The following is a 22,621-nucleotide window of genomic DNA, read 5'->3' as shown; positions in this document are numbered from 1 at the left end:
CCGCTACCCACACTTAGGCGGCCTCCGAACTGTTCCTCAGGTAGTTTTTCGAACGGGCGGTACGGGGGAAATGACCACGCTGAACCCCGTTGTCGCGCCTGGTACGCCAAGTTGTCCGCTCATTCACGAGAGGGTTCACGCAATGGCTGACAGGATTACCCACCGCGGCACCTACGACGACAAATTCTACTGGGAGCGCGTCGACCGCAATCTCGGCTGGCTCGGCGACACCCCGGAAGAACAGCGGGCCCGTCAGGAGAAGCTCCGCGACTCCGTCGTCGGAATCGTCGGCACCGGCGGCATCGGCGGTGCGGTGGCGCTCCGGCTGGTCCGCATGGGCGTGCGGAACCTCAAGCTCGCCGACCCCGACCTGTTCGAACTCTCCAACGTGCAGCGGCAGATCGGCGCGGACGTCGAGCATCTCGGCCGCAACAAGGCCGAGGTCGTCGCGGAACTGGCCTACGACCTCACCCGGGACGTCAACATCGACGTGTTCCCGGAAGGCATCACCCCGGAGTCGGCCGAGGAATTCATGGACGGCTGCGACTACGTCATGGACCAGATGGAGTTCTACCAGATCAAGAATCGCTACGCCCTGCACCGGGCGTTCCGCAAGTCCGACCGCTGCAAATTCATGCTCAAGATACCGACGGTGGGGCACACCGTCATCGTCTACAAGTACACCAAGGACTCGATGACCATCGAGGAGGTGTACGACATCCCCGAGGACGCCGAGTTCACCCCCGACGTCATCCACAAACTCGTCGAGCGCGCCATCGCGGTCATGCCGTCGTACCCGAGCCGCGAGATGATCGACCACTGGTTCGTCGACATGCAGCGCATGCCCATCTTCGGGGCCTGCCCGCCGATGGCGGAAGGCATCCTCACCGAGCGGCTGGCCCTGGAGATCCTGGAAATCCCCGGCCTCGAACCGCTCCCCGTCCAACCCGGCTACGCCATCTTCGATTCCCTCAGCTGGACCGCCAAGATGGTCCCCGGAAAGTGGTGGACGGAGTGAGCGAGCCGCACCCGATCCGGGTCGTGCTCTTCTCCGAAGTCAACTCGAAGCTGGGTGCGCCCTTCCTGTCGATACTCGCGGAGCACCCGCTGGTCCGCCTGGTCGGCGTGGTCACCAGCCCGCCGGGCAGGCTGTGCCCCTACTTCATCGGGGAAGAGGACCAGGTCGACCTCGAGAAGCAGGCCGGCGAACGCGGCGTCCCGCTCTTCCGCCCGGCCAAGGTCAACGACCCCGGGCTGATCCGCGAACTGGCAGCACTGCGCCCGGACTACTTCCTGACCGGCAACTACCAGCAGATCCTCAAGCCCGACCTGCTGGCCGTCCCGGCCGTCACCTCCATCAACTTCCACCCCAGCCCGCTGCCGCGCTACGCCGGCTGGGCACCGTTCTTCTGGACGGTCAAGGAAGGCGAACGCGACAGCGGGGTGACCGCGATCGAGATGACGCCGGAGATCGACGGCGGACCGGTCGTCATGCAGAAGCGGATCCGGCTGGCCGGTGACGAAACGGCCCTGGAGGTCCGGGAGTCGCACACGATCGCCAACGTGGCGTTGCTGCGGCAGCTCCTCCCGCGGCTGATCGCCCGCGAGTACCCCACCGCACCCCAGGACGCCACCCTGCGCAGCTACTTCGGCAAGCCGGGCGACCGCGACTACTGGCTGGACTTCTCCGGGCCGACCGACACCGTTCTGCGCACGGTCCGCGCCGGCTACCGCAGTCCCGGTGCCTATGTGCACACCGACCAGGGAGGCCAACTCACCGTCCTGACGGCCGAGGACGTAGGACAGGCGTTCCCCGCTCCGCACGTCCCCGGGACGCTGCGCATCGAGTCCGGCGCCCTCTACGCGGCGAGCGCCGACGGCTGGCTGCGCCTGTGGTCCGTCGACGTCCACGGCCAGGAGCGGCCCGCCCGCGTCCCCGACGGCACCACGCGGTTCGACACCCGCTTCCAGGCCCGCGCCCGCGCCTGACGGCCGCCGCCACACGGTCGTCGGACCGCAGCCGACGCTGCGGTCCGGCGGCCGTTCCCCCCACCCGCGGCCGTGCCGGGCCGTCCACCATCCCGCCGGCCGTGCCCGGAAGCCCTTCCGGTCGTCCGGCCACGAGAGGAACTCCCCTCATGACCGAGCAATCCGTCAGCACCACCACCGCCACCCACGGCCACACCCGCGCCACCGGCGTCTCCGCCCGCCGCGACAACAGCGTCCGGAGCCTGGTGGACTACAACTACCTGTCCGCCACGACCGGCGAACGCAAGACCATCCGCGCGGCCCACCAGCTCTACGAACACCTCATCAGCCTCTGGGCACCCGCCATCATCGAAACCGCCCACGACCTCGGCGTCTTCGCCTGGCTCGCGGAGCGCAGCGGCACCGCCGAGCAGCTCGCCGACGGCCTGAAGACCGACCGGCGCGCCACCCGCGTCCTGCTCGACGGCCTCTTCGCCTACGGCGTGCTGGAGCGCTCCGCCGCCGGCGGCGAGGTCCGCTACACCCTGCCCGAGGACTTCCGGCACGCCCTCCTCCCCGGCGGGACCTTCAGCCTGGTGGGCAAGATGGCCCACGACCGGCACGTCGCCTGGGCCGCCTGGAACAACCTCGGCGACGCCGTCCGGCACGGCACCCGCGACCAGTCCGGCAACGACCGCACCAACCAGATCTCCGAGACCGACTACGAGGACCTGACCTCCGGCATCAACTTCTGGGCGCCCCCCATCGTCGACGTACTGGCGTCCTACCTCGCCGAATCCGGCTGGAAGCAGAACGAGACCGCCTCCGTCCTGGACGTCGGCTGCGGCACCGGCCTCTACAGCCAACTGCTGCTCGAACGCTTCCCGTCCTGGACGGCCGAGGGCATCGACGCCCCGCGCATCATCCGCCTCGCCGACCGGCAGGCCGAACGGCTCGGCGTCGCCGACCGCTTCACCGGCACCGTCCGGGACTTCTGGCAGCACGGCTGGGGCGAGATCGTCGACCTGATCCTGTTCGCCAACATCTTCCACCTCCAGACCGCCGACTCGGTCCAGAAGCTCATGCGCAGTGCCGCCGACGTCCTCGCCGCCGACGGCCTGATCTGCATCGCCGACCAGATCGTCGTCGACGAGGCACACCCCACCACGGCACAGGACCGCTTCGCCCTGCTCTTCGCCGCCTCCATGCTGGCCACCGGCGGCGGCGACGCCTACGCGCTGAGCGAGTACGACCAGTGGCTGGCCGAGGCCGGGCTGGAGCGGGTGGCCGTACTGGAGGCCCCCATGCACCGGCTGCTCCTCGTCGGCCACGCCGGCCGGCACCCGCGCACCGACTGAACACCCGCCGTCGTCGGGCGGCGGCGCGCGCCGCCGCCCGACGACAGTTCGGCCGGGGACAAACTCCCCGGCAACTAGGCTTGTTCAGCGAAACGGAGTGGCCACGGTCCACATCCGGTCTCCAGCATCCGAAAGAGTGACCATGACAGTGTCCTTATTCGCGGTGGGCGACGTCTTCATCGACCGGGAGAATCCCGAGACTGCATTCCAGACGGCCGGCGCATTCCTGAACACCGGCGACGTCGTCTTCGGCAATTGCGAGGGCGTCTTCAGCGACACCTGGGAAAGGGCGCCGAGTTCCGGATCCCCCGTCGTCGCCCCCGGCCGGAACGCCAAACCGCTCGCCGACGCCGGCTTCCACGTGATGTCGCTGGCCAACAACCACAGCGTGGACGGCGGCCACCAGGCACTGCTCAACACCCGGGACACCCTCCGGGACCTGGGCATCGCCACGACCGGCGCCGGCGCCGACATCGCCGAGGCACGCACCCCGGCGATCGTCGAACGCGACGGACTGCGCATCGCCTTTCTCGCCTATTCCTCGGTCTTTCCGCACGGTTACGAGGCCCGGGCCAAGGTGCCCGGACTCGCCCCGATCCGCGCCCACACCCGCTACACGCCGTGGGAACTCAACGAATGGAATCCCGGACTTCTGCCCCGCGTCACCACGGAGAACTTCCCGGAGGACGTGGCCGCCTTCACCCGTGACGTGCACGCCGCACGTGAGCAGGCCGACATCGTCGTCACCAGTTTCCACTGGGGCGACTTCACCCGGCCGTTCCTGCTCACCGACAACGAGCGCCGGCTGGCCCGGCTCGCCGTCGACGCCGGCGCGGACGTCGTCCTCGGACACCACCACCACATGCTGCGCGGCATCGAGTTCTACAAAGGCAAGCCGGTCTTCTACGGACTCGGACACTACGTCTTCGACCTGCCCGACCTCCCCCGGCGGCTGGCCAAGGACGGCTACCTCAGCGCCGCCCGCCCGGAGGACGAGCGCGAACTGAGCCGCCGCTTCGGCGAGTTCCGGATCCGCCCGCAGCAGGAGTACCCCCTGCTGCCCTTCCATCCGGACGCGCGGATGACCGGCGTGGCCGTGGTCCGCCTCGACGCCCGGGGCGTCCACGCCGCGGGCTTCTGCCCGGCCGTGATCGACACCCGCAACGAGCCGGTGCCGGTGGCACCGCAGAGCGAGGACGGCCGCCGGGTCGCCGCCTACCTCGCCGAATGCTGCGCCCAGGAGCAGCTGCCCACCCGCTTCACCCCGCCGCAGGAGGGCTCCGGGCTCCCGGCCGGCAGCATCCAGGCCCTTCCGGCGACCGAGTCCGAGCAGTCCGAGCAGTCCGAGCAGTTCGAGGAGCAGGCATGAGCGACAACCAGCGACAGGGCACCGAGGCCACGGCGGACGGGGCCATCGTGCGCCATGTGGACGTGCCCGGGGTCGGCGACCCGCGCAAGTTCGGCTACGCCCAGGCGGTGGCCGCCGGCGGACTGCTCTACATCTCCGGGCAGTTGGGCATCGACGAGGAGTACCAGCCGGTCAGCGACCGCTTCGACGACCAGGCGTACCGGGCGATGGAGAACGTCCGGCACGTACTGAAGGCGGCCGGCGGCGACTTCGAGCACCTGGTCTCCATGACCATCTACCTCACCGACATGCGCAACGCACCCCGCTTCTTCGAGATCCGCCGCGAGATCCTGGGCGACATCCTGGTGTCCAGCACCGCCGTGGCCGTCGCCGGTCTCCCGCTGCCCAACCTTCAGGTCGAGGTGCAGTGCGTCGCCCTCGTCACCCCCTTGCAACCCACGGCGTGACGACGGAGGAATCATGCTGGACCCCTCGCAGCCCCGACCAGACATCGCCACGGTCGCGGAACTCCTGGGCAACGCGACCCGCGCGGCGATGGTCAGCGCGCTGGTGGGGGACTTCGTGATGCCCGCCGGGGAACTCGCCTCGATCGCGGGCGTCTCCCGCCCCACGGCGAGCGAACACCTCTCCCGGCTGGTGGAACACGGCCTGCTCTCCGTCGAGCGGATGGGCCGGCACGCCTACTACCGGATCTCCAGCCCCCAGGTCGCCGAACTCGTCGAGGCGCTGGCCGTCATCGCCCCCGTCCGGCAGCCCACCTCGCTGCGCTCCGCGCGGCTGCTGAAGACGCTCAGCCACGCCCGCACCTGCTACCGGCATCTGGCCGGGCGGATCGGGGTGGAGCTGGCGGAGGCGCTGTGCCGGCGGGGGCTGGTCCGGCGGGCGGCCGGCGGGCTGGAGATCGACGTGGCCCGCTGGGACGCCAACGAGCCGCTGGGGCTGGCCACCCGCGCCCTGGAGGCCGAGGGACAGCCCCTGATCAAGGGCTGTGTGGACTGGAGCGAGCGGCGCCACCACCTGGCCGGCACCGCGGCCACGGCCCTGACGGACCGTCTGTTCGCACTGGGCTGGATCACCAGGGCCCGCGAGCACAAACGGGCCGTGGTGGTGACCGCCGAGGGCACCGCGGGCCTGTCGAGCGAGTTCGGAGTGCACCTTCGGTGAACCGCCCCCGCCGCCCCATGACGTCCAGGGCGCGGCGGGGGCAGCACAGTACGCGCAGACGGCGGCCGCCACGGCGCCGCCCGCGCGGCCCGTCTGCCCGCGCACGCTACCCATGGGAGAAGGTCATGGTCGGTCGACGGTTCGACATCTGCATCATCGGCATGGGCCCCAGAGGACTCTCGGTCCTGGAGCGGATCTGCGCCAACGCCCGGCACACCGCGGCGGACACCCGGATCACCGTGCACGTCGTGGACCCCCACCCGGCGGGCGCCGGCAAGGTATGGCGCACCGGGCAGTCCCGGCACCTCCTGATGAACACCGTCGCCTCGCAGGTGACCATGTTCACCGACGCCAGCGTGGACCTCGAAGGGCCGCTGTCCCCCGGGCCGAGCCTGCACGAGTGGGCCCGCTTCCTCAGCCTGATGGGGCCCTTCGACGGGCACCAGTACCCGCCCGAGGTCCTCGCGGAGGCCGCCGCGCTGGGACCGGACTCGTACCCGACCCGCGCCTTCTACGGGCACTACCTGCGCTGGGTGTTCCAACGTGTCGTGGACACCGCGCCGGACCACGTCACCGTCCGCACCCACCGTTCGGGTGCGGTCGCCCTCGACGACGCCGGCCCCGCCGCCACGACGCCCATGACGCCCGCGCCGGGCGCCGGGGACACCGGGTACGGGCGCCGCCGCCTGCAGACCGTGCGCCTGGCCGACGGCACCCGCCTGCGGGACCTGCACTCGGTGATCCTCGCGCAGGGCCATCTGCCCACCCGCCCCAGCGCCCGCGAGACCGAACTGGCCCGCTTCGCCGCCGAGCACGGCCTGCGGTACCTCCCGCCGACCAACCCCGCGGACGCGGACCTCGCACCGGTCCGCCCGCGGGAACGCGTCGGCCTGCTCGGCCTGGGCCTCAACTTCTTCGACTACATGGCGCTGTTCACCGTGGGCCGCGGCGGCCGCTTCGAGCGCCGGGACGACGGCTCGCTGCGCTACCGGCCGTCCGGCGACGAGCCACGCCTGTACGCCGGCTCCCGGCGCGGCGTCCCCTTCCACTCCCGCGGCGAGAACGAGAAGGGCCCCTACGGCCGGCACGTGCCGCGGGTGCTGACGCCCGAGGTGATCGACGAGCTGCGGGCACGGGCCGCCGGCGGCGACGGCGTCGACTTCCGCCGCGACGTGTGGCCGCTGGTGGCGAAGGAGGTGGAGACCGTCTACTACGCCACCTTCCTCGCCGCCGAACAGGGCCTGCGGGCCGCCGAGACCTTCCGCCGGCGCTATCTCGACGTGCCCTGGGGCGCCCCGGCCGAGGCCCGGATCCTCGACGTCTTCGGCTTCCCCCGGGACCGCCGCTGGGACTGGGAGCGCCTGGCCCGCCCGTACGGCGACCGAAGGTTCACCGGCCCCGGCGACTTCCGCGGCTGGCTGATGGACCACCTGAACCACGACATCGTCGAGGCGCGGGCCGGCAACGTCAGCGGACCCCTGAAGGCCGCCCTGGACGTCCTGCGCGACCTGCGCAACGAGCTGCGGCTCGTGGTGGACCACCGCGGCCTCACCGGAGGCTCCCACCACCGGCACCTCGACGGGTGGTACACCCCGCTGAACGCCTTCCTGTCGATCGGCCCGCCCCTCCGGCGCATCGAGGAGGCGTTGGCCCTCATCGACGCGGGCGTGCTGGACGTCCTCGGCCCGGACGTGGCCGCGCACGCCGACGCGGAGGCCGGGGTCTTCGTCCTCCAGGCGGGCGGCGTCCGGGCCTCCGGCATCCGCACCACCGTCCTCGTCGACGCCCGGCTCCCCGACACCGACCTGCGCCGGACCGCCGATCCGCTGCTGCGCCACCTCCTGGCCGGCGGCCAGTGCCGGCCGTACGCGATCCCCGACCCGGACGGCACCGTCTACCAGACCGGCGGCCTGGAAGTGACCGAGGACTACCGGCTGGTCGACGCGGCGGGCCGCCCGCACCCGCGGCGCTTCGCCTTCGGCGTACCGACGGAAGCGGTGCACTGGGTGACCGCCGCCGGCATCCGCCCCGGCGTCAACTCGGTGATCCTCGGCGACGCCGACGCCCTCGCCCGGACCGCCCTCGCCCTGGTCACGAAGGCGGCCACGACCGCACCCGAGAGCACGGAGGCGACGGTATGACGCCCCAGAGCACGCCCGAGGACACTCCCGCCCCGGCCTTCGATGCCGGCCCGGACTCCGGGCTGCTCGCCCCGGTCCGCGCGGGCGCACCTGCCGAGGGCGCGACCTCCGACGCGGCCTGGCTCCAGGCGCTGTTGGACGCCGAGGCGGGCCTGGTGCGCGCCCAGGCCGGTCTCGGCGTCGTGCCCGAGGCGGCCGCCGCGACCATCACCCGCGCCGCCCGGGCCGAGCGGTTCGACCTGGTCACCCTGGCCCGGCGCAGCCGCGGCGCCGCCAACCCCGTGGTGGCGCTCGTCGAGGACCTGACGACCGCCGTGGCGGCGGCCGACCCGGCCGCGGCCGACTACGTGCACCGCGGTTCCACGAGCCAGGACATCATGGACACCGCCGCCATGCTCGTCGCCCACCGGACCACCGGCCTGATCCTGACCGACCTGGACCGGGTGGCGGCGGCCCTGGCCCGCCTGGCCGAGCAGCACCGGGACACCCCGATGCCGGGCCGGACGCTGGCCCTGCACGCGGTGCCGGTCACCTTCGGGCTGAAGGCGGCCGGCTGGCTCCAGGCCGTCCTGGACGCCACCGCGGAGCTGCGCACGCTGCGCGCCGCGCTGCCCGCCCAACTCGGCGGCGCGGCAGGCACGTTGGCGGGCTACGTGGAGTACGCCCGGCTCACCGCGCGCCCCGGCCCCTCGGCCCCCGGCGACGGCCCCTCGGACGGTCCCGCCACCGTCGTCCCCTCCGACGGTCCCTCCGACGTCCGCGGCTACGCCGAGAAGCTGATCGCCGCCTTCGCCGCCGAGGTGGGGCTCGCCGAACCGGTGCTGCCCTGGCACACCGCGCGGGGTCCCCTCGCCCGGCTCGGCGCGGCGCTCGCCACCGTCACCGGGGCGCTCGGCAAGTTCGCCGTGGACGTCCAGACCCTCTCCCGCACCGAGATCGCCGAGGTCGCCGAGCCGGCCGCGGCCGGCCGGGGCGTCTCGTCCGCGATGCCGCACAAACGGAACCCGGCCCTGGCCACCCTCATCCGCTCGGCCGCGCTCCAACTCCCCGCGCTCTCCCTGGTGCTGGCCCAGTCGATGCTGGCGGAGGACGAGCGGCCCGCCGGTGCCTGGCATGCCGAGTGGCAGCCGATGCGGGACTGTCTGCGCCTGGCCGGCGGCGCCGCACACACCGCCGTCGAGCTGGCCGAGGGACTCACCGCGGACCCCCGGCGGATGCGGCACAACCTGACCCTCACCGGCAGTCTGCTGACCACCGAACGACTGGCCGCCGTGCTCACCCCCGTCGTCGGCAAGGCCACCGCGAAGACGCTGATGAGCCGGGCCGCCGCCGAGTCGTCCCGCACCGGCCGTCCGCTCGCCGCCGTCCTGCGCGAACTCCCCGGCCTGGCGGGCCGCTTGGAGCGCCTGGACGCGAGCGGACTGGCCGAACTCCTCGACCCGGAGCGCTACACCGGCGCCGCCGGCGAACTCGTCGACCGCGCACTGGCCCACTACCGGCAGACCGGCCGCCCGCGCTGACCGCCCCCGCTCCCGCAGCCCGGATCCACGTCCCTCCCGACCGCATCCGCACAGGCAAGGGGTACCGCGATGTCCCAGTCCGCCCAGGCCGCCCAACCCGATCCCGCACCCGGCGAGCAGCGCCGGACCCAGATGCGCCGCGTCGTGCTGTCCGGCCTGCTCGGCAGCACCATCGAGTACTACGACTTCATGCTCTACGGCACCGTCGCCTCGCTCGTCTTCGACAAGCTCTTCTTCACCGGCCTCTCGCCGCTGGCCGGGACGATCGCCGCCTTCGGCACCTTCGCCGTCGGCTATCTGGCCCGCCCGCTGGGCGGTGCCCTCTTCGGCCACTTCGGCGACCGGCTGGGCCGCAAGACGATGCTGGTGCTCTCGATGGCGATGATGGGCGTCGCCAGCACCCTCATCGGGCTCCTCCCCACCCACGACCAGGTCGGCAACCTGGCACCTACGCTCCTGGTCGTCCTGCGCCTGGTCCAGGGCGTCGCGGTCGGCGGCGAGTGGGGCGGGGCCGCACTGCTGACCGCCGAGCACGCGGCGCGCCGCAGACGCGGACTGCTCACCAGCTACGTGCAGATGGGCGGGCCGGCCGGCACGGTCCTGTCCACCCTCGTCCTCACTCTGTTCGCCACCCTGCCGGACGACCAGTTCCTGTCCTGGGGCTGGCGGGTGCCCTTCCTGCTGAGCGCGGCGCTGCTCGCGATGGGCCTGTTCGTCCGGCTGAAGGTGACCGAGAGCCCGCTGTTCGCCGAGGTGCAGCAGAGCAACGCCGTCGTGCGCAGACCGGTGATGGAGATCCTGCGCCGGCCCAAACCCCTGCTCCTGGCCTGCTTCGTGGTCTTCGGCGCCACCGTCTCCCAGGCGCTGACCGGCGTCTTCGCGATCAGCTTCGCCACCGGCGTCGGCTACGAACGCACCGACATCCTGGTCGGCCAGCTCCTCAACGGCATCACCGCGGCCGCCGCGATGCCCCTCTCGGCGGCCCTGTCGGACCGGATCGGACGCCGTCCGGTGCTCCTGGGCGCGGCGCTCGCCCTCGCCGCGGTCGCCTTCCCGGTGTTCCTGATGGTCGGCACGGGCTCGGTGCCGCTGATGATGCTCGCCCTGGGCCTGCTCGCCCCGCTCCCGATGGGGGCGTTGCTCGGACCCGTACCGGCCCTGTTCTCCGAGATGTTCGGCACCAGCACCCGCTACACCGGAGTGTCCATGGGCTACCAACTGGCCGCCGTCCTCGGCGGTGGCCTGGCGCCGCTGGCCGCCACGACACTGCTCTCCGCCTCCGGCGGCCACAGCCCCACCCTGGTCGCGCTCTACATGCTCCTCGCCTGCCTGGTCAGCGCCACCGCGATCCGCCTCACCTCCGAGACCCACGGCCACGACCTGGACCACACCACCACCCCCGAGCCCGAAAGACCCCTGGCCGGCCACCTCTGAGCCGCTCGCCCCGGGCGCCCGACCCGTCCGGCACGAGGAGGAGCAACGGGACCTCGGCCGCTGCCCGGCCGAGCCACAGCAGGCGGCACCACCTGGGCCTCGGCCGGGCCATGAGGAACCATGCCGTACATGACCCTGGCCATAGCACCCGCCATCCAGCCCGGCACCCTCTCCGCCTCCGCGCAGCCCGTCATCCCCTCCCACGACGGCGACCTGCTGCTGCGACCCTGGGCGGCGGCGGACGCCCCCGTCCTCCAACGTGCCTACGAGGACCCGTCGGTCCGCCGCTGGCACATGCACCATGTGACCTCGGCGGAGGAGGCCCGGGACTGGATCGCGGCCGCCCATCGGTCCTGGCAGCAGGAGCGGGCCGTCCAGTGGATCGTCACGCGGGGTGGCGACGAGGCGCTCGGCCGGATGGCCCTGCGCCGGCTGGACCTCGTCCACGGCCGCGCCGAGTGCGCGTACTGGGTCCTGCCGCACGCCCGCGGCACCGGAGTCGCCCCGCGGGCCCTCGCCGCGTTGGCCGCCTGGGCGCTGGACGAGGCCGGTTTCCACCGCCTCGAACTCGCCCACTCGGTCGCCAACGAACCCTCCTGCCGGGTGGCCACCAAGTCCGGCTTCGCCCTGGAGGGCACCCGCCGCAGCGCACATCTGCAACCGGACGGCTGGCACGACATGCACATCCACGCCCGAATCCACGGCGACACCTGACCCGCTCCACGCGCGGATTCTTCCCAACTAGCCCTGCAAGCCCGGTTCCAGTGCCGCGACCTGTTTTGCGGGGAGTGCCTGGTCGAAGACCTGGACGCGCTCGATGCTGCCGGAGAAGAAGTCGACGGGGCGGCCGCCGAAGGTGGCGCGGCCGATCATGAGGGAGCCGGGCCTGGTGACGGGGCGGGTGTCGGTGGCGGCGCCCTGCTGCGTGCCGTTGACGTAGAGGTGGAGCCGGCGGGCGGCGCCGTCGCCCGCCCCATGCCGCCGGCGCCCAGCCGGACCGACAACTCGTACCCGCCGATGGACCGCGGACCGTCCGGATCCAGCGCTGCCACAACCCCCTCCTGCGCCGTCGCCCCGGTCACTTCCGGCCGGGCGGCCTCCAGCATTGGGGGCGGCCCCGCGTCGCCCCGGTACGCCCTCCGGCCGGCCGGTCAGGTCGTCGATGCCGGCCGTGGCGTTCCGGGGACCGGACGGCGTACCAACGGGTGACGTCGAAGTCACCGTCGATCAGGTGGACTTGTGCGCCCGGGCGCAGCGTGGCCGCGAGCGGTGTGCAGGGCGCCCCCGGGTTGCGTCTGCACGGCTGGATAGCCTGGGCCCGTCAGTGAAGATCACAGAAGGGCGGAGCGCATGGCGGACATCGTGGAGACGGCGGCGCGGAAGGTTTTCGAGCGTTACGACATCGACGGGGACGGTCAGGTCACCGCGGAGGAATACCGGAAGGTGGTTGCGGAGCTGGAGGGCACCGAGATCACCGAGGCGCAGGCTCAGGAGCTGATCGACTCCGTCGACACCGACGGCGACCGGATGATGTCCTTCGAGGAGTTCTGGGCGGCCATGAACGGCTGACGCTGCCGGGTCCGGCACGCTCACGTGCCGGACCCGGTTCGTCCGGCGGAGATGCGGTCGGGGCCGGTTGCCCGGGGCGCATCCGCAGGGGCGGCGTCCCGGCGTTCTATGTCCAATCTGCGTTGTTTCTAGAATGGTCGTGTGAACGACATCGACGCGATCGCGGCGTTGCAGGATCCGGTGCGGCGCCGCCTGTACGAGTACGTGGCGGCACAGGGCCGCGAGGTCGGCCGCAACGAGGCTGCCGAGGCGGTCGGGGTGGCGCGCACGCTCGCCGCGCACCATTTGGACAGGCTGGTCGAGGCCGGGTTGTTGGAGAGCGGGAGCCGTCGCCTGACGGGCCGTGCGGGGCCGGGGGCGGGCCGGCCCGCCAAGGTGTACGCGCGGGCGCCGGTCGAGCGAACGGTGTCGCTGCCCGCCCGCGACTACCGCACCGCCGCCGAGCTGCTCGCCGAGGCCGCCGAGCAGGCCGGGCTGGATGCCGGGCTGTGTGCGGCCGCGCGTCGCCGGGGCGAGTCCCTGCGCGGCTCGGCGGCACCCTGCGGCGGTCTTGAAGAGGCCATGGAGATGCTGGCCGCCCGTGGCTACGAGCCGCACTTGGAGAGCGTTGAAGGCGCAGAAGGCACTGAAGGTGCTGAAAGCGCTGACGGCGGCGAGGGTGTTGAGGGGGCGTCCGGGGCGGGTGGGCGCGTTGTTCGTATGCGCAACTGCCCCTTCCACGCCGTCGCCGAACGCTTCCCGCCGCTGGTCTGCGGCATGAATCTCGCGTTGCTGGAGGGGCTGTTCGGCACGGACGGTCCCGTCCGTGCCCGCATGGACGCCAGGCCGGGGGAGTGCTGTGTGGTGATCGAGCCTTCTAAAAACAATAATCGTTGACATAGAAAACCGGGCCGTGCTGGGATGGCGCCATGACCGCATCCACGCCTGCCGTCCACCTTGCCCACCTCAACGTCGCCACGCTCCGATACCCCCTGGACGACCCGCGCATGGCGCCGTTCGTCGAGCTGCTCGACCCCGTCAACGCCGCCGCCGACGGCGCTACCGGCTTCGTATGGCGGCTGGTCGAGGAGGGGAAGGCCGACGCCACCGGCCTGCGCCCGGCGGGTGAGGACGTCGTCGTCACGCTGTCGGTGTGGGAGTCCCGGGAGGCCCTGTGGGAATTCACCTACCGCAGTGGGCACTTGGAGGCGATGCAGCGGCGTCGCGAATGGTTCGAGCGGCACGTCGAGGCGCATCTGGTGCTCTGGTGGGTGCCCGCCGGTCACCTCCCGACCGTCGACGAGGCCCTGGAGCGGCTGGCGGACCTGCGGGCGCACGGGCCGTCCCCCCGTGCGTTCACCTTCACCTCCTCCTACTCCGCCGCCGAGGCCGCCGAGCGGCTTCAGGCCGTGCCGTCCGTGCCACCCGCTGCGCGCTCCGTGCAGGAGTAGAGGGTCTGGGTGGCGGCGCCGTTGCCGTAGCCGTTGCCCCCTCGGGCCGGTGCGGCCGCCGACGCTGCCCGCGCCGAAGACCAGGAAGTACGTGGTCAAGGCCACCTGCCGGGCGCGGTGCACCTGTCTGTCGCGGCATCCCGGCTCGGTGCCGCAATCCTTTTGGACCCAGCGGTTTCCGCCATCGGCTACTTCTTGGGTCCGGCTGTGACGGCGCCACTTGTACGGCGCCCGCCCTCGCTCGACTCGGCTACCGGATCGAGGAGATGATCGGTGGCACCGAGCACCGGATCCGTGAGGGCTTTCCGCTCGAAACCGCCATCTGCGCCCGCTGAACGAACGCGCGTGCTGAATGAGATCGCGGATGCGGGTCATGGCTCGGGCACGGAATTCTTCGTTCCTCGCTCGGACGGACCGGCGCGTGGTGGGCGGGCCGGCGGGCCGCGATGCCGTATGTGGTCGGCTACGCTCTCGCCCCCTTGCGGGCGACCGCTGTCTGGGCCATGCCGGGCAAGAAATCGGTGAACAGTTCGTGCACCTCGTGGACCAGTGGGCGCAGCACCCGGAAACGAGCCAGCGACACGCCCCTTGCGGTCAGTTGGGCGCCGCGGCCGGCCAGTTGGCGGCTGCGTTCGCGACCGGGGGAGCGGTCGAAGACCCAGTACAGGACGAGTCCCATCTGGGACAGCCACATCAGCTCGGGCAGGACGTCGGCGAGTTCGGCCGGTACCTTCGCCTTCGAGCCTGCCAATACTTCGCGGTGCACGTCGATGGCTGCCTGACGGGCGTGCTCGGACTCGGCCGAAAAGGGGCTGAGGGGGCTGTCCGGGTCGGCGGCGTTCTTGAAGAACTGGGCGGCGAATTCGTGGTACGGCGTGGCGATGTCGAGCCATGCGCGCAGTACTCCGGCCAGTCGTGCCTCCAGATCCGTCTCCTGGTCCAGGACGTCGCGGACCGCCGCCTGGTGCTCGGCTGCGATCCGGTCGTAGAAGCCCTGGATCAGGTGCTCCTTGCTCCCGAAGTAGTAGTAGGCGTTCCCGACGGAAACCCCGGCCTCCTTGGCGATGGCCCGCATCGTGGTCTTGTCGTAGCCCCGTTCCTGGAACAGCCGCATTGCCGTCTCCAGGATCAGAGTGCGGGTCTTCTCGCTTTTGGCCGGTGGGGGCTGGTTCTGTGCTGGCACGGTCAGAGCCTAATCGTGCACTGCGCAGCCGCTGCGGCACCCCGGGGGTGCGGAGTGGGCCGCTGGGGCGGCCCGGCTGTCCCAGGAGGTGTACGCCGGCTGTTCAGTGGGCGGGGAGACCCGGTGTGTCTCGCGGTACTTCGCCGCGGCGAGGACCGCGCCACGTGCGAAGCGGAGCCCGGAGGGGGTTGCGACCTTGTGGGCGAGCGGTCGGTACTTGTGCAGCGCCCACAGGCATACGACCCAGGCGGCGGCGCCCCGGTACACCTGCCCGCCGTCGCCGACCACGGTGATCTCTTCCAGCGTGGCGGTGTGGTCGAGTTCCGGAAGCCGCTGCCGGGCTTCCGGCGTCCCGGCCGGCACCAGGTCCAGCGGCACCAGTTGCCGCTGCCGGGCGAGCCAGTCACGCAGGAAGGCGCACAGCGGACAGTGCGCGTCGTAGAGCACGGTGAGCCGGCGGACCGGGGCGCTCGGGGCGCCCCGGTCGGCGGTGGCGACGGTCACTGTCATCCTTGTACCTGACCGGCGGGCGCGCCCCAGGGCCCGGGCTGGGTGTATCCCTGAGGCAGCACCGGCGGGTTCTGCTCCCGATCCATCATGCCGCGCCGGCGGAACTTGTTGAGTGCGAAGACGTTGCCGAGGTGCATCAGCCCGAGCACCAGCAGCACGACGCCGAGCTTCTGCGACAGTGCCTCGAACACCTGCCGGGAAGTGGCGATCACGGCGTCGTCCTGCAGATAGAGCGCGACGAAACCGAGGTTCACGAGGTAGAACCCGACCACGAGCAGGTGGTTGACGGCATCCGCCAGCTTCTCGTTCCCGTGCAGCACGTCGGCCAGGAAGATCCGCCCGTTCCGGCTGAGGGTGCGGGCGACCCAGATGGTGAGGCTGATGCTGACAAGCAGGTAGATGACGTATGCGACGACGCTGAGGTCCACGTTCCCCACTCCTTCTTGAACGTGTTCAAAAGTATTGCCGCCGGTGACTGTAGACCTGTTTTTGAACGCGTTCAAGCGAGGCGTGGGTCTTGGAGTGGAGACGTGACTGGCCCCGAGCCTCGGAGTGCACCCTGGCGTGCCTGGTGGGTCAGCCGCCGGAGCATGGAGATGCCTGTGTGTCGACAACCCACCGGCTGGCCGCGGAACGCCTCCTTGTTTGTGACGCCGTGACCGCGCAGCTGTGGGCAACGCGGGGTGGACCACATGCGGGGCACGTGGGTGCACCTCTCGTCGCGTTGCTGCAACGACGGGATGCGACCTCAATGGGGCGCCGGGACCGGGAACTTTTCATCTCGACGCCAAGCCGGTCCCGATGACCTGGCAACTCGACGGTGATGAAGTGTCGGCCGGGAGCCCGAAGACGCTCCCGGCCATCCCTTCGTTCGACCAGGGCGTGTATCGAGTCGTGATCAATCTTCGGATTCGCCTTCGTGGCGACACGTGGTCCGGTGGATCGTTTGGCATGGCACGGGTAAATCGCTTATGGAGTACAGGAGTTCGGGGTGGGGTCGCGTTCGGCCCGATTCTCCGAAACCCGGCTGACACGGGCTCGTCAACGCGACACGATGTCCGTTTGCCGTACCGGCGAGTGAGAGGCAGTCCGCATGCCGCACCCTGCACCGCGACCGATTCCCGACTCGACCGGCCTGCTCACCGCGGAACTGGTGGTGGACATGGCCGCCCCCGTGGCGCCGGCCATCTCACCGGACGGTCGCCTGGTCGCCTACGGCGTGGTCGCGAACAGCGGAAGTGGCGGACGTCCGCACAGCTCAATCTGGGTCGCCGCCGTCGATGGCAGCGCAGCCCCGCGCAGGCTGACCGGCGGCACGGCCCGCGACGCCGCCCCGAAGTGGGCGCCGGACTCGGCTTTTCTGTTCTTCACTTCCGACCGCGAGGAGCGGGGCACCGCTCAACTCCGGCGGATTCTGCTGGATGGCAGCGAGGACATCGCCGAGGCGGAGGCCCTGACCAGGTGGCGCGGGGGCATCTGCGACCACTACCCGCTCGCCGACGGGAGCACCGTCGCGCTGCTCACCGAGGACGAGCCCACCGCGGAGGACGCACGCCGGGAGGCCGAGGGTGACGACGCGAAAGTATGGGGCCGGCACCTCCCGGTCACCCGGCTGCGCCTGCTTAACCTGGCGACCGGCGTGGTCCGCACCGTGGACGGCCTCGGAAACCGCCATGTCGTGGAGGTGACCCAGCGTCCGGACGGCGGCCCGCTGGCCGTGCTGAGCTGGGCCACCCCCGAGCTCGACCCCGGCGTCACGACGGCACGACTGCACCTGGTCGCCCCGGAGACGGGAGCTGTCCAGGACCTGGGCCCAGTCGGAGTCGAGGCCCGGTCCCCGGTCTGGTGGCATCACGACGGTGAATGGCATCTGGCCCACCTGGCGGTGACCCCTGGGCACTTGGTGGGCGCGCTCGCCGTGATCGACACGGCCCCGCCGGCGACCGGCCCGACCGTCGAACAGCGCAATCTCACGGTCGGCATGTCCGCCTGCCCCACCGAGCTGGTGCAGGTCGCCGACGGGCCGCCGCTGGCGCTGTTCGCCGACGGGCTGGACACCGCGCTGTACCGCCTCGATCCGCAGTCGCTGCGCTTCCACCGATTGCTCTGCGCGCCCGGCACGCTCGCCGGGCTCACCGCGAGTCACTCCGGAGAGAGCCTCGCGGTGCTGATGAGCACCGCGCACGAGCCCAAGAACGTCCACGCAGGCCCCACGGGCGGGCCACTGCTCCGGCTCAGCGACACCAGTCCCGAACTGCGCAGGATCCGCTGGGGTGTCCAGGAACGGCTCAGCTACCAGGCGTCCGACGGACTCCAGCTGGACGGCCTGCTGATCCTGCCGGCCGGCCGGACTCGCGACGAGGGTCCGTTCCCGCTCGTCACCATGGTCCACGGCGGCCCGTACTTCCGCCATGCCGACGAGTTCACGCTCACCGTGGTCGACTGCGGCCAGTGGCTGGCGACGGCCGGATATGCGGTCTTCCTGCCCAATCCCCGGGGCGGGTCGGGCCACGGCCATGAATTCGCCGCCGTGGTGGCGGGCGCGGTGGGCGGCGACGAGTGGACCGACATCCTCGCCGGGATCGACCTGCTGGTCGCCCAGGGAGTCGCCGATCCCGAACGCCTGGGCATCTCCGGCTGGAGCCACGGCGGTTTCATGGCGGCCTGGGCGATCGGCCAAACCGAGCGGTTCAAGGCCGCCATGACGGGCGCCGGCATCAGCGACTGGGGCATGCAGGCCGGGACCGGCGAGTGGGGAATCATGGAAGCGGCGCTCGGCGGCAGCACCGGCTGGAACGGGCCGGGACCGCACATCCACGACCGGAACAGCCCGATCTCCTACGTGTCCCGGATCCGCACCCCGGTCCTGATCCTGCACGGCGAACAGGACACCAACGTCCCACTCGGCCAGGCGGTCCACTTCCATCGCGCACTGCGCCACTTCGGCGTCGAGCACGAGTTCGTCGTCTACCCCCGAGAGGGCCACGGGCTTCACGAGCGCGCCCATCAACTCGACGCCCTCCGGCGCATCCGCGCCTGGTACGACCGCTGGCTGTAGCCCCGCGGTCAGGATGAACGCCGGCGGTCGGCACGTGCGGTCGGCGACGAGACGGACCCTGCCGGCCTGGCCGCCTCTGGAACGTCCGAGGAGGGCGACCTTCAGTCGGAGCTTTCGCCGACGGCGGCTGCGTCGTCACTCCTCGCGCCCGGGATAGGGGCCGTACGCACCGACCGGCAAGCAGCGGGGTGCTTGAACGGGTGAGGACCTTCTGGGTTTGCTGTGGATTGGTGAGACGGACACGTTCAAGGTCCTCCTGCCAACCGTCGCAAATACGCAGTCCGCCGACACCGGATCAGCAGGAGGCCCGCCACCGGTCCACCCACGGCGCTGACGAAGCACCAGCTCAACAGCGGTCCACCGCCTGGGTCGACCCCTGCGACGATCAGGCATACGGCGAGGAAGCCGAGGCCGAACCCATACATTCCCGGCCCGTGTACGGCCGGCTGCCACAGCGCATAGGGTCCCACCGCACGCAACGGACGGGCGTCTGGGAGGGGCAGGCCCACCGGCTCGCCCTGCGGAAGGCCCTCAGCACTTCCCGGCGGCGTCACCCCGTAGACGTACCGGTCGTCGTCAAGAACGAGCAGGGCCGCGACGGACCACTCCGGGGGCTTGCCTGAATCCGGGGCCCAATAGAGCCACCCGGCCTGGCCTTCGAGCACCCCGGCCAGCGCCTGAGGGTCGAGGCACCGGTCGATGAACAGGTCACGGGTGCCTTCTGGCGACGAAAGACGCAAGGCCGGGGACAGCGTGGCCCGAGGGGCGTCGGAGTTCTTTTTGGGATCAGGTGCTGTGAGCCATGTCCCGGCTGTCCCACCCGCGATATGCACGCGTAGTCTGCGCGCCGGTCTGTCGCCGAACACGGACTCGGGGGTCAACGGTCCGCCCTTGTTTTTGGAGCCGGACCTGGCGAGCACGAGGAACAGGCCGACGGGGAAGGCGCTGATGGCGGCCAGGAGAGTCATCTCGGCACATGAGGCCGGACCCCCCAGGAGAGAGGCGACCTGTCGACGGTTGGTCAGGATGACGCCCAGGGATGGGGCATCCGGAGCGTAGAGGCCCCCCGTCAAACGATCTCCGATTGACAAGCTGCCAGATGATGATTCCGCTTCCCCTCGCAGGCTTAGGTCTTTACCCTGCCCACCAGGGCCGGGCGCCTGGACGGTGACCATGTATCTGTACGTCGTGCCGGTCTTGGATTGGTTTCGGTATTTGTGGTGGATCTTCGTGATCGTGACAGGTGCGAACCGGTAGTCGTGCCGGGTAATGGCTGCCAATTGAGGGGTGTTGTCCGCTGTCGAAACACCCAGTAGAAGGAAGGGGACGAACAAGAGCCAGACCGCGAGGATGATGTAGGTACCGCGAACCGGTGGCCACCACCATCGGCCCACCTTCAGCCCGAACGCCGGGGGTACAACTCCTCCGAGTGGAGAACGCCACCGTCCAGTTGCCCGCAGCCACCACGCCAGGAACGCCACCGCCGACAGCGTCAAACAGGCCAGCAGATCCCAGCGCGGATACGGCGCGATCTTCCGCACCAGCAAACAGACCAGAAACGCCGCGGCACCGGCCCAGGCCAGTGCCGACGCCGCAGCGGTTCCAAGGTCTCGCTCCCTCATCCGAAAACGTCCTTCACTGACCCCTTCTTCTGCCCTTGTGGTGTGTCGGCGGCTTCGCTGTTCGCCTCACCGGAGTTCTCGGGCCAGAGGGCGTCGTGCAGTGGCTTGGCGATGGCTCCGGCGCCGCCGTAGACGATTCCCTGCGCCGGACCCTCGACCGGGAAGTGCGGACCTTCCCGCCCAGGAGGCAACTGCGTGTTCGCGCCGTGTACGGCGGCGCCTCCCGCAGCGCCGCCGACCACGTTGACCCCCGCATCCCACAGCAGATCGCGCTCGTTGACGTGGTCCGACGGGTCGTTGCCGAGGTTCTTCGCCCCGTCGACGGCGAGCCCGCCGGTCATGCTGCCCGCGGCGCCGCCCGCCATATCTCCGAGCAGTCCAGAGTGTCGACCGAGCCCCCGGGCAAGGGGATTGGTGAGTTTCCCGGCAGCCTCGCCCAGAGCTTTGCCGCCGGCCGTCGCGAGCATGCCCGGCCCGGTGCCGACAACCGACGAGAGTCCGCCCTGCCAGACCGCGTCGCCCAGATTGGTTTCCTGCCCCGTGAGGGCGTTGGTGATGACGGTGCCGCCGGTGTTGCTGGTCCAGTTGACCAGGACGTTCTTCAGGAAGCGGTGTTCCTTGGCCAGCCGGGAGATGACTTTGAACGCCTCACTGACCTTCCGCAGGATCGTGCCGAGCGTTTTGGCGAGTTTGGCGGCGCGGGCGGCGAGTTGGGCGGCTCGGGCGGCCCCCGCGGCCGCCGAGAACCCCATGGTCAGGAAAGACATGCCGACCGAGACCCCGATGGATATGCCGATCTCAAGGTAGATCTCGTGGATCTCGTGATTGATGTCCTCGATGGCGTCCGCGGCCTTGTCGAGGCTCTGCGCCGCCTCCGGCAACTGCGGCAGCGTCTTGCCCATCGCCGTGTTGAGGTGTTTCCAGTGTTCGGCGAAGGAGTCGGCTGCCGGACCGCGCCAGCCGGACTCCAGGGTCCGCTGCACCTCGCGGTCGAGGTCATGGAACATGGTTTGGAGGTTTTCGTGGAGGTCCCGCCAGCCCTTGGCGGCCGAGCGCAGGACGTCCGGATCGCCCCCAGGGTTGATGATTTCCAGGCCGGCCTCGTAGACCTGCTCCGCTACGGACTCGTCACCGCTCATGCGCCACGCCCGTGACTGAATCCGGCGGCCAGGGACTCGTCCGTGCCCGTGGCATTCTGCTGAACCGTGCGCAGGCCCTGGCTGATGTGATCCAGGTGCTGCCGCAGAGCGTTGAGCGTCTCCACCATGTCGGTGGACATCTCGACGTAGGCGGAGGTCACTTCCTCGGATTCCGTGAGGACACCGAACCCTTTGTCAATCACTTCGGCGTCGGTCTTCGCCCGGAACTCCTTGTTGTAGGTCTCCAAGTCCGAACCATGGGTATCGAAGCTTTTCGCTAACCTGGCGAGAGCCCCCGCGTCCACTAACGACCCATTTTCGGGCATGGTTCACTCCTCGTTTCTTACTCAAACTATCTAGACCTGCCAGTGAAGATTGGCGTGCAACCAATAGATCCTAGAAACGAGTGATCACTGAACTGAGGGCCTGACGATCTACTGATGCACCCTTATCGAATCTCATACGCCGTGCCTTCCTTGCTCGGCGCGGCGCGACGGCCCTTGTTGCGTTCACGCGGTTTCGGGAGTGCGGCGTTCGATCTGGTGGGTAGGGGGTGCGGAGAGAGAACGGTCGTCTGTGGGGCGCGGTCTTCGCCACCATCCCCAACCTTGCCCAGGCATTCTCAACCGCCTTGTCGGACCCGCAGCCGGTGATGCGCCCACGTGGGTACCTCACGCTCACCGACCGGAGCCGCACCACGTCGGTCTCCGTCCGGCCGAGCGAACTGCGGGCTTGGGAGCAGGCCCGCATCCACGCAGCCCGCGCTGCCGCCTGAGCCCCCAACTCCCCCAGCACGCACCCCCGTGGCACCCCCGGATCCCCCTCTCGGTCGGCGTGATCAACACCTCGCACTCTGCCGCCGTTTCCCCTGCTATCCGGGAGTGCACTGACAGAAACAGGGCTACGCGTAACTCATCCGTAGATGCAGGAAACTTCGAGAGGCCCGGTGTGTGCACACCGCGAACAGCCGCCGAGGAGGTTCGAGGCGATGGTCGACGTCTTCGCGCGGGACGAAGGCACTGCTTCCGGAACGTCCCGTAGAGAGCGGTCCCCGAGGGGCCGAAGGCCGGCAGCATCCCGCTGCCCCGCGGGCCGACAAGTTACGGTATCGGGATTCATCGGCAGTGTGAGGCGGCGGGTGGACGGCCGCTCGTCG

At 70.6% G+C, this 22,621-nt stretch carries 21 protein-coding genes; 14 read left to right on the top strand and 7 right to left on the bottom strand.

The window, feature by feature from the left end:
• Positions 1-142 precede the first annotated feature (142 nt).
• The 10 genes from K2224_RS21710 (at position 143) to K2224_RS21665 (ending at position 11,668) form a co-directional block, all read left to right on the top strand.
• Positions 143-1,018, top strand: coding sequence for a ThiF family adenylyltransferase (locus K2224_RS21710; protein ID WP_221908184.1), 876 nt, complete (start codon positions 143-145; stop codon positions 1,016-1,018).
• A complete protein-coding gene (locus K2224_RS21705) occupies positions 1,015-1,989 on the top strand; it encodes a methionyl-tRNA formyltransferase (protein ID WP_221908183.1) in 975 nt (324 codons plus the stop codon). Before K2224_RS21710 ends, K2224_RS21705 begins: the two co-directional genes overlap by 4 nt.
• A 149-nt stretch (positions 1,990-2,138) precedes the next feature.
• Positions 2,139-3,326 (top strand): class I SAM-dependent methyltransferase, encoded by a 1,188-nt coding sequence (locus K2224_RS21700; RefSeq protein WP_260692874.1) that lies wholly within the window; start codon positions 2,139-2,141, stop codon positions 3,324-3,326.
• Between the two features lie 142 nt (positions 3,327-3,468).
• On the top strand, positions 3,469-4,695 hold the full coding sequence (locus tag K2224_RS21695; RefSeq protein ID WP_221908182.1) for a CapA family protein: 1,227 nt from the start codon (positions 3,469-3,471) through the stop codon (positions 4,693-4,695).
• Positions 4,692-5,141, top strand: coding sequence for a RidA family protein (locus K2224_RS21690; RefSeq protein WP_221908181.1), 450 nt, complete (start codon positions 4,692-4,694; stop codon positions 5,139-5,141). Before K2224_RS21695 ends, K2224_RS21690 begins: the two co-directional genes overlap by 4 nt.
• A 13-nt stretch (positions 5,142-5,154) precedes the next feature.
• Positions 5,155-5,859 carry a helix-turn-helix transcriptional regulator gene (locus K2224_RS21685; protein WP_221908180.1) on the top strand — a complete coding sequence of 235 codons (705 nt, stop codon included), beginning with the start codon at positions 5,155-5,157 and terminating at the stop codon, positions 5,857-5,859.
• Between the two features lie 125 nt (positions 5,860-5,984).
• Positions 5,985-8,000, top strand: a complete 2,016-nt coding sequence (locus K2224_RS21680) for an FAD/NAD(P)-binding protein (protein WP_221908179.1) — start codon at positions 5,985-5,987, stop codon at positions 7,998-8,000.
• A complete protein-coding gene (locus K2224_RS21675) occupies positions 7,997-9,520 on the top strand; it encodes a lyase family protein (protein ID WP_221908178.1) in 1,524 nt (507 codons plus the stop codon). Before K2224_RS21680 ends, K2224_RS21675 begins: the two co-directional genes overlap by 4 nt.
• Before the next feature lie 69 nt (positions 9,521-9,589).
• Positions 9,590-10,954: an MFS transporter gene (locus K2224_RS21670; protein ID WP_221908177.1), complete on the top strand. Its 1,365-nt coding sequence runs from the start codon at positions 9,590-9,592 to the stop codon at positions 10,952-10,954.
• Between the two features lie 129 nt (positions 10,955-11,083).
• Entirely contained in the window at positions 11,084-11,668 is a 585-nt protein-coding gene (locus tag K2224_RS21665) for a GNAT family N-acetyltransferase (RefSeq protein ID WP_221908176.1), read from the top strand.
• A gap of 27 nt (positions 11,669-11,695) precedes the next feature.
• Here the strand turns inward: K2224_RS21665 and K2224_RS21660 are convergent, their stop codons facing one another.
• The gene (locus tag K2224_RS21660; RefSeq protein WP_221908175.1) at positions 11,696-12,175 is read right to left on the bottom strand and encodes a LamG-like jellyroll fold domain-containing protein; all 480 of its coding nucleotides are present in this window, start codon (positions 12,173-12,175) and stop codon (positions 11,696-11,698) included.
• 129 nt (positions 12,176-12,304) lie between these two features.
• On the opposite strand from K2224_RS21660, the gene K2224_RS21655 reads away from it, so the two are divergent.
• From K2224_RS21655 to K2224_RS21645, 3 genes are all read left to right on the top strand, one after another.
• Entirely contained in the window at positions 12,305-12,523 is a 219-nt protein-coding gene (locus tag K2224_RS21655; RefSeq protein ID WP_100605725.1) for an EF-hand domain-containing protein, read from the top strand.
• 141 nt (positions 12,524-12,664) lie between these two features.
• Positions 12,665-13,399: a metalloregulator ArsR/SmtB family transcription factor gene (locus K2224_RS21650; RefSeq protein ID WP_221908174.1), complete on the top strand. Its 735-nt coding sequence runs from the start codon at positions 12,665-12,667 to the stop codon at positions 13,397-13,399.
• A gap of 32 nt (positions 13,400-13,431) precedes the next feature.
• The gene (locus K2224_RS21645) at positions 13,432-13,953 is read left to right on the top strand and encodes a DUF3291 domain-containing protein (RefSeq protein ID WP_221908173.1); all 522 of its coding nucleotides are present in this window, start codon (positions 13,432-13,434) and stop codon (positions 13,951-13,953) included.
• A 463-nt stretch (positions 13,954-14,416) separates the two neighbouring features.
• Here K2224_RS21645 and K2224_RS21640 read toward each other — a convergent pair whose 3' ends face one another.
• From K2224_RS21640 to K2224_RS21630, 3 genes are all read right to left on the bottom strand, one after another.
• Entirely contained in the window at positions 14,417-15,067 is a 651-nt protein-coding gene (locus K2224_RS21640; RefSeq protein WP_398204350.1) for a TetR family transcriptional regulator, read from the bottom strand.
• A gap of 78 nt (positions 15,068-15,145) precedes the next feature.
• Positions 15,146-15,646, bottom strand: a complete 501-nt coding sequence (locus tag K2224_RS21635; RefSeq protein ID WP_221908171.1) for a thiol-disulfide oxidoreductase DCC family protein — start codon at positions 15,644-15,646, stop codon at positions 15,146-15,148.
• Positions 15,643-16,074 (bottom strand): hypothetical protein, encoded by a 432-nt coding sequence (locus K2224_RS21630; protein ID WP_221908170.1) that lies wholly within the window; start codon positions 16,072-16,074, stop codon positions 15,643-15,645. The genes K2224_RS21635 and K2224_RS21630 overlap by 4 nt, the downstream gene beginning before the upstream one ends.
• A gap of 665 nt (positions 16,075-16,739) precedes the next feature.
• On the opposite strand from K2224_RS21630, the gene K2224_RS21625 reads away from it, so the two are divergent.
• The gene (locus tag K2224_RS21625) at positions 16,740-18,704 is read left to right on the top strand and encodes a S9 family peptidase (protein ID WP_221908169.1); all 1,965 of its coding nucleotides are present in this window, start codon (positions 16,740-16,742) and stop codon (positions 18,702-18,704) included.
• 245 nt (positions 18,705-18,949) lie between these two features.
• Here the strand turns inward: K2224_RS21625 and K2224_RS21620 are convergent, their stop codons facing one another.
• From K2224_RS21620 to K2224_RS21610, 3 genes are read right to left on the bottom strand one after another with little or no spacing between them, the layout of a single operon-like run.
• Positions 18,950-20,326, bottom strand: coding sequence for a hypothetical protein (locus K2224_RS21620; RefSeq protein ID WP_221908168.1), 1,377 nt, complete (start codon positions 20,324-20,326; stop codon positions 18,950-18,952).
• Complete coding sequence (locus K2224_RS21615) at positions 20,323-21,465, bottom strand: WXG100 family type VII secretion target (RefSeq protein WP_221908167.1); 1,143 nt, start codon at positions 21,463-21,465, stop codon at positions 20,323-20,325. Before K2224_RS21615 ends, K2224_RS21620 begins: the two co-directional genes overlap by 4 nt.
• Positions 21,462-21,713 carry a hypothetical protein gene (locus K2224_RS21610; protein WP_260692871.1) on the bottom strand — a complete coding sequence of 84 codons (252 nt, stop codon included), beginning with the start codon at positions 21,711-21,713 and terminating at the stop codon, positions 21,462-21,464. The genes K2224_RS21615 and K2224_RS21610 overlap by 4 nt, the downstream gene beginning before the upstream one ends.
• Between the last annotated feature and the right edge of the window lie 908 nt (positions 21,714-22,621).

It is taken from the genome of Streptomyces sp. BHT-5-2 (assembly GCF_019774615.1).
Classification (GTDB): domain Bacteria; phylum Actinomycetota; class Actinomycetes; order Streptomycetales; family Streptomycetaceae; genus Streptomyces.
The sequence above is the reverse complement of the archived record's forward strand: the minus strand, read 5'-3'. Positions and strand labels throughout refer to the sequence as shown.